At 46.6% G+C, this 12,677-nt stretch carries 13 protein-coding genes; all 13 read left to right on the forward strand.

Features of this window, described 5'->3' with window-relative positions:
* A partial coding sequence (gene rplL, locus ABIN22_RS23115) for a 50S ribosomal protein L7/L12 (RefSeq protein WP_346911563.1) occupies positions 1-359 on the forward strand: 359 nt, incomplete at its 5' end.
* Positions 360-586: 227 nt separating this feature from the next.
* Positions 587-1,069 carry a hypothetical protein gene (locus ABIN22_RS23120; protein ID WP_346911565.1) on the forward strand — a complete coding sequence of 161 codons (483 nt, stop codon included), beginning with the start codon at positions 587-589 and terminating at the stop codon, positions 1,067-1,069.
* Positions 1,070-1,084: 15 nt separating this feature from the next.
* On the forward strand, positions 1,085-2,422 hold the full coding sequence (locus tag ABIN22_RS23125; protein ID WP_346911567.1) for a TrkH family potassium uptake protein: 1,338 nt from the start codon (positions 1,085-1,087) through the stop codon (positions 2,420-2,422).
* A gap of 15 nt (positions 2,423-2,437) precedes the next feature.
* The gene (locus ABIN22_RS23130) at positions 2,438-3,106 is read left to right on the forward strand and encodes a potassium channel family protein (RefSeq protein WP_416388175.1); all 669 of its coding nucleotides are present in this window, start codon (positions 2,438-2,440) and stop codon (positions 3,104-3,106) included.
* A gap of 27 nt (positions 3,107-3,133) precedes the next feature.
* Complete coding sequence (pyk, locus tag ABIN22_RS23135; RefSeq protein ID WP_346911569.1) at positions 3,134-4,558, forward strand: pyruvate kinase; 1,425 nt, start codon at positions 3,134-3,136, stop codon at positions 4,556-4,558.
* Positions 4,559-4,787: 229 nt separating this feature from the next.
* Positions 4,788-5,552, forward strand: coding sequence for an IclR family transcriptional regulator (locus ABIN22_RS23140; RefSeq protein WP_346911571.1), 765 nt, complete (start codon positions 4,788-4,790; stop codon positions 5,550-5,552).
* Positions 5,553-5,576: 24 nt separating this feature from the next.
* Positions 5,577-6,980 (forward strand): dihydroorotase, encoded by a 1,404-nt coding sequence (locus ABIN22_RS23145; protein ID WP_346911573.1) that lies wholly within the window; start codon positions 5,577-5,579, stop codon positions 6,978-6,980.
* A 12-nt stretch (positions 6,981-6,992) separates the two neighbouring features.
* Positions 6,993-7,124, forward strand: coding sequence for a hypothetical protein (locus tag ABIN22_RS23150; RefSeq protein ID WP_279220790.1), 132 nt, complete (start codon positions 6,993-6,995; stop codon positions 7,122-7,124).
* Between the two features lie 14 nt (positions 7,125-7,138).
* On the forward strand, positions 7,139-8,668 hold the full coding sequence (locus ABIN22_RS23155) for a sodium:solute symporter family transporter (RefSeq protein ID WP_346911575.1): 1,530 nt from the start codon (positions 7,139-7,141) through the stop codon (positions 8,666-8,668).
* Between the two features lie 372 nt (positions 8,669-9,040).
* Entirely contained in the window at positions 9,041-9,730 is a 690-nt protein-coding gene (locus tag ABIN22_RS23160; RefSeq protein ID WP_346911577.1) for a GntR family transcriptional regulator, read from the forward strand.
* Positions 9,718-10,161 carry a substrate-binding domain-containing protein gene (locus tag ABIN22_RS23165; protein WP_346911579.1) on the forward strand — a complete coding sequence of 148 codons (444 nt, stop codon included), beginning with the start codon at positions 9,718-9,720 and terminating at the stop codon, positions 10,159-10,161. The genes ABIN22_RS23160 and ABIN22_RS23165 overlap by 13 nt, the downstream gene beginning before the upstream one ends.
* Before the next feature lie 47 nt (positions 10,162-10,208).
* Positions 10,209-11,813: a xylulokinase gene (locus ABIN22_RS23170; protein WP_346911581.1), complete on the forward strand. Its 1,605-nt coding sequence runs from the start codon at positions 10,209-10,211 to the stop codon at positions 11,811-11,813.
* A 15-nt stretch (positions 11,814-11,828) separates the two neighbouring features.
* A complete protein-coding gene (locus ABIN22_RS23175) occupies positions 11,829-12,515 on the forward strand; it encodes an L-ribulose-5-phosphate 4-epimerase (protein WP_346911583.1) in 687 nt (228 codons plus the stop codon).
* Positions 12,516-12,677 lie beyond the last annotated feature (162 nt).

Here is a 12,677-nt window from a genome sequence, read left to right on the forward strand (position 1 = left end):
CTGAAATGATCGAAGCGATCAAAGAGTTATCAGTATTAGAATTAAATGAATTAGTAAAAGCTTGTGAAGAAGAATTTGGTGTATCTGCAGCAGCAGGTGTTGTAGTTGCAGCAGCAGCTGGAGACGGAGCAGGCGCAGCAGAAGAGAAAGATGAGTTTGACGTAGAGTTAGTATCAGCAGGTGCTTCTAAGGTTAAAGTTATCAAAGTTGTTCGTGAAGTAACAGGACTTGGATTAAAAGAAGCTAAAGACTTAGTAGACGGAGCTCCTAAGGTAATTAAGGAAGGCGTTTCTAAGGCAGAAGCTGAAGAACTGAAAGCTAAACTTGTAGAGCAGGGAGCAGAAGTTAACCTGAAATAATTCAGGCACTTTTGTATAAAGCGCAAAAACATAGTACTGCAGAGGGATGAACCTTCTGTGGTACTTTTTTTATACAGGAAATTCCTATCTAAAAAGCCGTGTTAAGGTTTCGCTCAGATTTTGGATATAAAATTGACGCCTGTCACCTTCCGCCCTATAATGCATATAACTATTAAGAGCGAGAGGTATGGACCTGAAGTATGTGTATCCGGGCAGAGGTGAATCAAATGAAGAATAAGGCAGAAAGCAGGACGGCTTATAGCGTGGGCCGGTTGGTTTTAGTTTTATTTTTCACGGTTTTTATTATGAATGGTTTATATCATTCGGTTACGCTGATCGAGGCTGGAATCAGCATGCGACAGGGTGGTTGTTCCGAAGCTGGTGTGCATGCCGGAGTCAGTGCGGATGCAATACAGGAAGTGGAGGCACAGGTACTGTGTGCTGCGGGCCATTCTTCAGATAATTTCATTTCAGAGCAGAGATCAGGGATCTCTGTTTTTTCAGCGCTCCGTAAACAAGATTCTGCGTTTTGGGACGCAAGACTCTACATTGACTCTTTTTTGGCTGTTTTATTCAAAATAGCTGTTATCCCATGCGTAATTTTTCTTTTATGCCATTTTGCGAAAAACGTGTATATGTTCCTGCGTCGGATTAACTGCGGATTTATCCACCGGCAGGATGGAAAGAAAAGGATGGCCCTTTCCATTTGATTTTATAATATAGATATGAAAGGGAGCGTTATTATTTTGAACGTAATATTGCAGGGTGGGAAAAACTTTTTTAAAAATCAGTCACCGGCCAGACTCATTACGCTTGGGTTTGCATTTGTTATCCTTGCGGGAACAATACTTTTGAAACTGCCAGTGTCTGTCAGGGACGGGGCCGTGGTGAGCTGGATTGATGCGCTGTTTACATCAACAAGTGCTGTTTGCGTAACTGGCCTGATTGCCATAGACACGGCAGAGCATTTTACGGTGTTCGGGCGTACGGTTGTTGCCGTGCTGATACAGATAGGCGGACTGGGTGTGACATCTGTGGGTGTCGGCATTATTCTTGCGGCAGGGAAACGGATTGGTTTCAAAGAACGGCTTCTGGTAAAAGAGGCCCTGAATGTGAACGGGTTTAAAGGGATGGTCGTCCTTGTAAAGTATGTTCTCATCATGACATTGTGTTTTGAAACGGCAGGGACTATTCTGAGCTATCTTGTGTTCGTGCAGAAGTATTCGCCGTTGGATGCGCTGGGGATCAGCATGTTTCATTCTGTAGCGGCGTTTAATAATTCCGGGTTTGATATTCTGGGCGGTCTTAAGAACCTGATTCCGTATCAGGATAATGTACTTTTGAATCTGACAACATGCGGCCTGATTATATTTGGGGGCCTTGGGTTCCTGGTTATTCTGGACATTATCCGGAACCGGTGTTTTAAGAAACTGTGCCTCCATTCGAAAGCCGTAATCGTGACAAGCATTGCCCTGATTGTAACCGGTACGGTACTTCTGAAATGTACGGAAAATATTACATGGCTGGGCGCCTTTTTCCAGAGTGTTTCGGCCAGAACAGCCGGGTTCTCCACATACCCAATCGGAAATTTTACTTCGGCCGGGCTTTTTATCCTGACGATCCTGATGTTTATCGGAGCTTCGCCCGGGTCTACAGGAGGAGGTATCAAAACGAGTACACTGTTTGTGCTGCTCAATAGTGTGAAAAGTACAGCAACGAACCAGCACTGTACTGCATTTAGGAGGAAGATTCCTGATAAAGTGGTATTTAAAGCATTTATGATTACTTTTTTATCACTCATGGTTGTCAGTATTTCCACACTCGTGATGTGTGTGCTGGAGCCGGAATATTCATTCCTGCAGCTTCTTTTTGAATGCACATCTGCATTTGGAACTGTAGGGCTTTCGACGGGGATTACACCGGATTTAGGCACCGCCGGGAAACTGGTCATAATTCTGACAATGTTCATCGGGCGGCTCGGGACTCTCACGATTATTACGATGTGGAGCTTTAAGCAGCCGGCTAATGCGGTGTATACGGAGGAAAATATAACAATTGGTTAGGAGATGGAGATCATGTTGAAAGAGGAATTATCAGAAAGTTATGGTATTATAGGTTTAGGAAGGTTTGGCACAGCACTTGCAGAAAAACTGGCGGAGGCGGGCCGTGAGGTGATTGTAGTAGACCGCAATGAGAATAAAGTAAAGGAACTTCGTAACTATACGGATTTTGCTTATGTTGCGGATGAATTGACGAAAGAAGTTCTGGAAGAAATCGGGATCCAGAATTGTGATACGGTGATTGTCTGTATCGGAGAGAAGATCGACACAAGTATTCTTGTAACGCTGAACGTGGTGAATCTGGGTGTAAAGAGGGTGATTGCCAAGGCAATCAGCAAGGACCAGGGGGAGGTGTTGGAGAAGATCGGGGCAGAAGTTGTTTATCCGGAAAAGGATATGGCGTTAAGGCTTGCGAAGAAAATGCTCGTCAGCAGTGTGATGGACTCCATTTCCCTGAATAATAATGTAGAGATTTCGGAAGTGATGGTACCAGTCAGGATGATCGGGAAAAGCCTGCAGGAGCTTCGTTTCCGCCAGAGATATGGATTGAATATCATAGCGGTTGAGCATGCGGGGAAAACGGAAACAGAGGTTGAGCCGGAGTACGTTTTTAATAAGGGTGATGTACTCGTAGTCATAGGAAAGTCAGAAAACGTAAGTAAGTTTGAGGGAATCCTCCTCGCATAAGGCGAGAAGGCGAAAGGAGGAATTGTGATGCGCAGAACAAAAATTATTTGTACACTGGGACCAGCGACAGATGGTGAGGGTGTGCTGGAACAGCTGGCGGAAGACGGTATGGATGTAGCCAGATTCAACTTCTCACACGGAACACATCAGGAACAGAAGGTGCGCCTTGACAAGCTCAAGGAAATCAGGGAACGCCTAGACAGGCCGATTGCCGCGCTTTTGGACACTAAGGGGCCGGAAATACGTCTGTGTACGTTTCGGAATGGGAAGGAAGAACTGACCGAGGGGCAGGAGTTCATTTTAACATCAAAAGAAACAGAAGGGACGGACCATATTGTTTCCGTCACTTATTCCGGGCTGTACCGGGATGTGAAACCCGGCGACAGTATTTTGATAGATGACGGCCTGGTAGGCCTGTGCGTAGAAAAAATAGAAGGAGAAGAGGTGCACTGCCGGGTAATCAACGGGGGAATGGTGTCTGACCATAAAGGGGTGAATCTCCCGGGGGTGGAGGTGAATATGCCGTTTATCAGCCAGAAGGACAGGGAAGATATCTTGTTTGGCATTCAGGAGGGGTTTGATTTTATCGCTGCATCCTTTACCCGCAGTGCAGAGGATATACGGCAGATACGGAAGATTCTTAAAGAGAATGGCGGGGATTCCATTAATATTATTGCAAAAATAGAGAACCAGCAGGGCGTTGACAACATAGAAAGCATCATCGGGGCGGCTGACGGAATCATGATTGCCAGAGGGGATATGGGTGTGGAGGTCCCGCTGGAGGATGTACCGGTCATTCAGAAATCCATCATAGGAAAGGTCTACAATTCCGGGAAACAGGTGATAACAGCGACGCAGATGCTGGATTCCATGATGAAGAATCCCCGGCCAACAAGGGCAGAGACGACGGACGTGGCGAATGCCATTTATCAGGGTACAAGTGCCATCATGCTTTCCGGAGAAACGGCAGCTGGAAAATATCCAGTGGAGGCGCTGCGCACGATGGTGAAGATAGCGGTCCGCACCGAAAGCGATATTGATTACAACCAGTTGTTCAGCATCCGCAGCAAGGAGAGCAGGTCTGATATGACGACTGCAATATCCCATGCCACGTGCATGACTGCGATTGACCTGAAAGCAAAGGCAATCATCACAGTAAGCAAATCAGGACATACCGCGCGCATGATTTCAAAATACCGTCCGGGCTGTATGATCGTGGGCTGTACACCGGATGAACATACTTACAGGCAGCTGAATCTGTCATGGGGGGTCCTGCCGGTCAGGATCCGGGAAGAATATAGTATGGAGATTTTGTTTTTGCATGCCACGGAGGCGGCGGAGAAGAAAGGTTATGTAGAAAACGGCGAAGTTGTTGTGCTGACTGCCGGGGTACCGCTTGGAAAGTCCGGGAATACAAATCTGCTGAAGACGACGCTGGTCGGAGAGTATTAAGAGGCGTTTCACTGAAAAAACCAAAATGGCGGATCATCTTTTTGAGGGATGATCTGTCATTTTTTGCATCTAAACGAAAATGCAGGTAAGACAAAAGGGGTGAAAAGAAAACTGATATGTAATAAAAACGAAGTAAATTATTGCACATTTAAACAATATCTGCTATAATTATACAAAAGTTCAAAATATAAAATATAGGTTTTACAATATACAACCAATGGAGGGCGATATGAAAAATGAAGGTGCATCAAAATACACAATTAAATCATTACAGAAAGCTTTGGATATTTTAGAGTGTTTTACGCTGGAAAGGCCCGAACTGACGTTGACGGAGCTCCAGCACTTATTGAATCTGGACAAGACGAATATTTACCGGATTATTGTAAATCTGGAGGAGCGCGGAATCCTGCAGCGTAGTCCGGTCAGTGGGAAGCTTCGTCTGGGAAATGTAATGCTTCATTATGCGCAGGTGTGTATGGCAGGGGTGGATATACATGCGGTGAGCCAGCCTTATATGCAGAAACTGGCCGATATTACCGGGGAGACTGTGATTATAAATACAATTCAGGGAAATTCCGGTATCTGCATCGCAAGAATAAATAGTAAGAATCCGGTAAAAATTACGGCGGATATAGGAAACCGTGTGCCGCTGCTGAGAGGATCCAGTACAAAGATCCTTGCGGCATATCTCACGGAAGAAAGGCTGTCTGAAGTTTACAAGGCAGAAGAAAAAGATCTGCAGGTTTCTTTCGAAGAGATGAAGGAGCAGATGAAAGAGATCAGGAAAAAAGGATATGCGGTCAGCCTCGAAGAACTCGACCCGCAGACAGCCGGTGTATCCTGCCCTATATTTAGTATTGGAGGAAAGGTGGCGGGGGGCGTATCAACAATAGGGCCTCTGTATCGTTTTACGGAGGAGAATATGGAACAGTTTATACAGGCGACCCGTTCTTGTGCTATGGAAATATCCCAGGCTCTGGGGTATGGAAAATAGAAAAATAAAAAAGGAGGAAGCAGCATGGAGAACGAGATTCAAAAGTTTGATTTGTATCTGAAAAATGCGGAGGTCGTAACACCGCATGAACGGTACAGAGGGAATGTGGGGGTGAGAGACGGAAAAATTGCGGCAATACTGCCCGGTGATGCCGATATGGCGGCGGACAGGACACTGGATCTAACGGGGAAAACACTTCTTCCCGGTATATGGCACACGCACTGCCATTTCAGGGACCCCGGGCAGACCCATAAGGAAGATTTTGAGACGGGCAGCAGGGCGGCTGCCGCAGGCGGGATTACGATGGCGATCGATATGACTAACAATACCCCTGCCCCGGCCACCGCGGAATTGTTTAAGGAAAAGCAGGCAAATGCAGAGGCGAAAAGTTACATTGATTTCGGCCTGTACGGGGCCGGCCTGTATCCTGACCAGATACAGAATCTGGCAGAACTGGGCGCGATCGGGATCAAGGTGTTTAACACCCGTCATCCGATGGATGCATACCCTTACATTCCAACGCTGGCGGTGACGGACCACGGTATTTTATATGAAATTTATGAGGAGGTGGCAAAAACGGGGCTTGTGTGTGCAGTGCACCATGATGACTCTGACTGGACAAGAACTCTGGTGCAGAGGGACTACATCCAGAAAGGCAGGGTTTCGGCAGAGGACTATATCGAGGCATATGACAGAGGGTATATGTATGGGCACGGAATGGTATCGGGACTGGCAAGTTCGTTATATCTGGCGAAGGTTGCAGGCGTAAGGCTGTATGTACTCCATGTAGGTGTCATGCCTGAGATGGCATATGATTATATCCAGTTTGCAAAAAGTAAGGGGCAGACGGTATATTCAGAGCTGGAAGCATGTTCATTTTTGATTGACAGGGATATGGTGGAGAAGATAAAAACCCGTACATATTTGTTTGCACACAATCTGGACCGTGCATATGATTATCTGAACAAAGATGCAGATACGCTTGTACTCGAACATGCCCCCCATACACTGAAAGAGATTACGGACGGGCTGACGAATAACTTCAATGCCCCGCTTGGCGTGATCGGGGTGCAGGAATTCCTTCCGCTGATGTTAAACGAGGTGAATAAGGGAAATCTTACATTAGAGAGACTGGTATATCTGACGACGGAAAGCCCGGCAAGGATTTTCGGGCAGTATCCGAAGAAGGGAGCTATCGCAATAGGAAGTGACGCAGACTTCACAGTGGTAGACATGTCCAGGGAAAAGGTCCTGACAGATAAGGAGGAATTATCAAAATCAGGATGGACGGCATTTGACGGCGTCCGTGTAAAAGGTGTGCCGACGCATACGATCGTGCGCGGTAAAGTAGTGTTTGAGGAAGGAGAAGTAACTGGAAGACCGGGATATGGCTGTATGGTAAAAGGAACAGCTTACAAATCTCAGTAGAGGAGGGTCTATATGAATAATATTCCGTTTTTAGGTTCCATATACCCATTTACAACAGGGACTTGGATTACTGTAGCATTCTGGTGGCTGCTGTTTGTATCAATTATAGCGGCGGCGGTGATTTCCATTAAGTTTATGGATTGAGCGGGAGGTGCGGTATGGATTATAAAATCATTTATGCACTTGCACTCATCGCGTACACATTTATTATGTTGTTCATAGGATTTAAGGCTTTTAAGGCAACCAAATCGCTGGAGGACTTCTATATTGGGGGAAGGAAGATCGGTGTATGGGTAATTGCTTTTGCATATGTCTCTACATGGAACAGTGCCGTGACATATGTAGGCTTCCCGGGAAATGCCTATAAGATGGGAATGCCAATGATCGCCAGCGGGATTCTAAGTGCTATATTTGCCGGTTTTATCGGATGGCTGCTCATGGCAAGAAGACTGAGAATCCAGTCAACAAAGCTGCATTCCTTAACGATCCCCGATTATCTGGAAGCGAGATATAAAAGTTACGGGGTAAGAATTTTGTCTACGATTGCAATTCTGATTTTCAGCGGGATTTACCTCGTGGCTCAATATGCGGCAGTGGCATATATACTTCAGATATATTTTGGGCTATCCTATGGGGTCAGTGTACTGATCATGGCGGTTACTATCGGAATTTACACATCAGTCGGCGGATATCTGGCGGTCGTGTGGACGGATCTGATCCAGGGAATCATTATGACCATTGTCGCGGTCAGTGTTCCGATCTTCTGTCTGGTGGCGTTGGGAGGATGGAATGAGATTAATGTCACGCTTGCAACGAATGTGAGTCCAGCCTTCAATGAAATTCCGGGACTGATGGGGCCGCTTATGTTTTCGTATATGGCATTTTATACACTGGGCAGCATTGGGTCACCTCAGCTGACAGTTAAGTTTTTCAGCATCCGGGATAAGAAAGTGTGGAAATACGGTCTTCTGCTGATTACACTTGTATTGGCAGTCCAGACACCGGGTATGGCATTCAGTGGTGTGGCAACAAGGGCTGCTGTTGAGAAGGGACTGATGTCCGGCGCGGTAATTGCGCAGAATGCTGATTTTACAATGCCGGCACTAATGACCACATTTGCTCCTAAGATATTGAGTATTTTATATCTGGTAGGGGTTTTCGGGGCCTCCATGTCTACAGCGGATTCTTTACTGCTGACATCTAGTACGGCACTGGTAAGAGATCTGATGCAGAAGGGTCTGCGTATTGAGATGGAAGATAAAAAAGTCCAGAAGCTGACATCAATTGCAACACTGGCAATTACGGCGGTTACGGCGGTGCTGTCTCTGATGGACCTGCCTATGGTCGTAATGATTTCGGTTATGCAGCTGACTGTTGTGGGGGCCGCATTTATGCCTTCCCTCGTTTTCGGAATTTGGTGGAAAAAGGGAACAAAGACGGCAAGTCTTGTGTCGATAGCCTCAGGGCTGGCGGTTCCGATATTGTTGTTTACAGTATTTTCAAAGTATAATCCATTTGGCCATCCGTTTTGGCCGTCAATCATCATTTCGTTTGGGTCATATGCGATATGCAGTAAATTCAGTAAACCACTGCCTGAGAGATTTGTGAATGATCTGTTTGCATATAAAGAATGGGAAGAACAGGAGGCAGAATGGGGTAAAGAAGGTGTCAGTGCAAATGAAAAATAAGATACCAGAATAATAGAAATTGTCTTTTTGGCGGAAGCACAGAATCTATATCCAGCATCTTATTTCACTAATATAATATACATGGGGCAAACACTTTGTCAATCAAATGAGAGAGAAATGCCCGGGAAGAGAGCCTTTTTAGCAGATTTTATGTTATCTCTGCAGGAAAGGTTCTCTTTGTGTTTGTGGGATAGAAACAAAGTTGTACATATACAACTTGCGACATTTTGTTCACGAATTACAAAAAATGAGCAAAAAGTTGTATGTACATTTGTCGAACAATCCGTCTTGAATTTGGCAGAGCTGTATAGTACAGTAGTAGTAAAGAAGTTTGGATGAAATACCATTCAAAAGACGCAAGGAGCAGTTTTTATGGCGGAAGAAAAAGCAAAATATGAAGAGATCGCCGACTGTATCATGGAAGAGGTAAGGGCAGGGACCTTGCAGCCCGGGGAGAAGATCTATTCTGAAAATGAACTGGTTGCCATGTTTGGCGTGAGCCGTCAGACAGCCCGGCATGCGGTATCCGTACTGGAACAACGGGGGGTTGTGAGACGGAAGCGTGGAAGTGGGACTTACATCAGCGGGGGAGAAAAAACGGACAGGTCCGGCAGGACGATGCGGATCGCAATCATGACAACCTACGTGGATGAGTACATTTTCCCGAGTATGCTTAAAGAGATGGAGGGACGGCTTTCCCGGGCAGGATATGCACTGCAGATCGCGTTTACCCATAACACGGTTGAGAAAGAACGCATGATACTGAAAGGTTTCCTGAAAGAAGGAACAGTCGACGGGATTATCGCAGAGCCGACGAAAAGCGGCCTGCCGAATCCAAATCTGGAGATTTACCGGGAACTGGAGCGGAAGAATATTCCGGTGCTGTTTTTGAATAGTTCTTATCCGGAGCTGGATGCGGTACATGTGAGTCTGGATGATTATCTGGCGGGGAAGATGGTGACGGAACACCTGCTGCAGTGCGGTCACCGGAAGATAGCCGGCATTTTCAAATCAGACGACGGCCAGGGCATAAGCGCTATGCCGGTTATATGGACGCGCTGATGGAGCAGGAGATTAAAGTGAAAGGCACACGGATTGCATGGTTCGATACATGTGAACTGAAAGAAATGAAGGAAGATGCCGCAAGATATTTAAGAAGGATTTCGAATTGTACGGCCTGTGTCTGTTACAACGATGAAGTGGCCAGCCAGCTGGTAGGCATCTGTAAAGAGGCGGGGGTTCGAATTCCGGAGGATCTTTCTATCGTAGGAATCGATAATTCCGATCTGGCGGGAAGATGTGAGATCCCGCTGACCTCGGCCCGGAACCCGGTGAAGGAACTGGCGGGGATTGCAGCAGCCAGGATGCTGGAAATGCTGCAGGGATCGTGCGGGGAAGAGAGTGTGGAACTAAAGCCGGAACTGGTAATCCGTAAGTCAGTCCGTATTCTCGCAGAACCTGAAGAACTGGGTACGGCAGCCCGCAGTGAATAATAGGAAGCAAATAACAAATTTAAATAATTTAAGCAGGAGGAAAGCATATGAGTGATTTAAACAATGTGAAAAATGAAATTCTGGAGGGCAGCACAACGCTCGGTATTGAGTTTGGATCAACAAGGATCAAGGCTGTTCTGATCGGTACGGACTTTACACCGATCGCATCCGGGAGTCATGACTGGGAGAACCGCTATGACAATGGTGTCTGGACCTACACAATGGAGGATGTATGGGAAGGTCTTCAGGACTGCTACAGGAAGATGAAGGAAGACGTTAAGGAGAAGTATGGTGTTACATTAAAACGTACGAAATCAATGGGATTCAGTGCCATGATGCATGGTTATCTCGCATTTGATAAAGACGGAAAACAGCTTGTCCCGTTCAGAACATGGAGAAACACGATTACAGGTGAGGCGGCAGCGAAGCTGACAGAACTCTTCCAGTATAACATTCCGCAGCGCTGGAGCATTGCACATCTGTATCAGGCGGTTTTAAACGGGGAAGAGCACGTGAAAGATCTTGATTTTATCACAACACTGTCTGGATATGTTCACTGGCGCCTGACAGGGAAGAAGGTTTTGGGTGTCGGCGACGCCTCCGGAATGTTCCCGATTGATACACAGAAAAAGGACTTCCAGGCAGACATGCTGGAGAAATTTGACACCCTTGTATCTGAGAAAGGATATCCGTGGAAAGTGAAAGAACTGCTACCAGAAGTTCTTGTGGCAGGGGAAGATGCAGGATGCCTCACAGAGGAAGGCGTGAAACTTCTCGACCCGGACGGGGACCTAGAGGCAGGGATACCAGTATGCCCGCCGGAGGGGGATGCGGGAACAGGCATGGCAGCTACGAACAGTGTGGCGGTCCGCACAGGAAATGTATCCGCTGGAACATCCGTATTTGCAATGATCGTATTAGAAAAAGAGCTTTCTAAAGTATACACAGAGATTGATATGGTTACCACGCCGTCAGGCGATCTGGTTGCGATGTCACATGCGAACAACTGTACTTCAGACCTGAATGCGTGGGTCGGGTTATTCAAAGAATTTGCAGAAGCATTCGGCATGGAAGTTGACATGAACCAGTTATTCTCAGTTCTCTACAACAAGGCACTGGAAGGAGACCCGGAATGCGGCGGTTTGTTATCCTACGGATATTATTCGGGAGAGAATATCATTGAATTAGATGAGGGTCGCCCATTGTTTGTCCGTATGCCTGACAGCAGATTTAACCTTGCAAACTTCATGAGAGTGCACCTGTTTGCAGCGCTTGGTGCCCTGAAAGTGGGAATGGATATTCTGACAAAGGAAGAGTATATCAAGATTGACAAGATATTAGGTCATGGCGGCCTGTTTAAGACAAAAGGCGTCGGACAGAGAATCATGGCGGCTGCGATGAACGCACCTGTTTCCGTCATGGAGACGGCCGGGGAAGGCGGAGCATGGGGGATTGCCCTTTTGGCAGCTTATAGTGTGTGGAAAGAGGATAAGGAGACACTGGACCACTACCTGTCCGAAAAAGTATTTGGCGGCAACGAAGGTACAAAGATGGAGCCGGATGCAAAAGACGTGGAAGGATTTGAGACCTTTATTGAAAGATATAAAAACGGGCTTGACATTGAACGTTCCGCAGTTCTTAACATGAAATAGCAGGAGGAGACAAAGATGCTGGAAAAATTAAAACAGGAAGTATACGAGGCGAACATGCTACTCCCGAAATACGGACTGGTAACATTCACGTGGGGCAATGTCAGCGGGCTGGATGCGGAATCCAAACTTTTCGTAATCAAGCCGAGCGGCGTCGAATATGACAGGCTAACCCCTGACGATATGGTAGTCATGGACCTTGACGGGAACAAGGTGGAAGGAAAGTACAACCCGTCATCCGATACCGAGACCCATATCGAGCTTTACAAAGCATTTCCCGAGATCGGGGGAATCGTACATACACACTCCGCATGGGCGACAAGCTGGGCCCAGGCCGGAAGAGGAATCCCCTGCTACGGGACTACACAGGCGGATTATATGTACGGAGAGGTTCCGTGTGTAAGGAATCTGACAAAAGAAGAAATTGACGAAGCATACGAAAAAAACACGGGAGTTCTAATAGTAGATTACTTTAAGGACAAAGATTATATCGCCGTTCCCGCCGTACTGTGCAAGAATCACGGTCCGTTTACATGGGGCAGGGATGCACATGAGGCGGTGCATAATGCGGTTGTATTGGAAGAAGTGGCTAAAATGGCGGCCCGCACCGAAATGATCAATCCGGATGTGAAGCCGGCTCCACAGGAACTTCAGGATAAACACTATTATAGAAAACACGGGGCGAACGCATACTACGGACAATAAATACAGACAATTCTGAAAACGGAGGGCAAGGGGGTGCGACCCCGCGTAAGAGGGGGGGGGCCCCCGGGGAGCCGAAAAAGGGAATATTAATAAATTTATGAGGAATAAAAAAAATGAGCAGAAACAAGAAAAAATTTTTTTTTGGTCAGGGTGAGAAGATTT

This window comes from Faecalicatena orotica (assembly GCF_905197545.1).
Taxonomy (GTDB): domain Bacteria; phylum Bacillota; class Clostridia; order Lachnospirales; family Lachnospiraceae; genus Faecalicatena_A; species Faecalicatena_A orotica.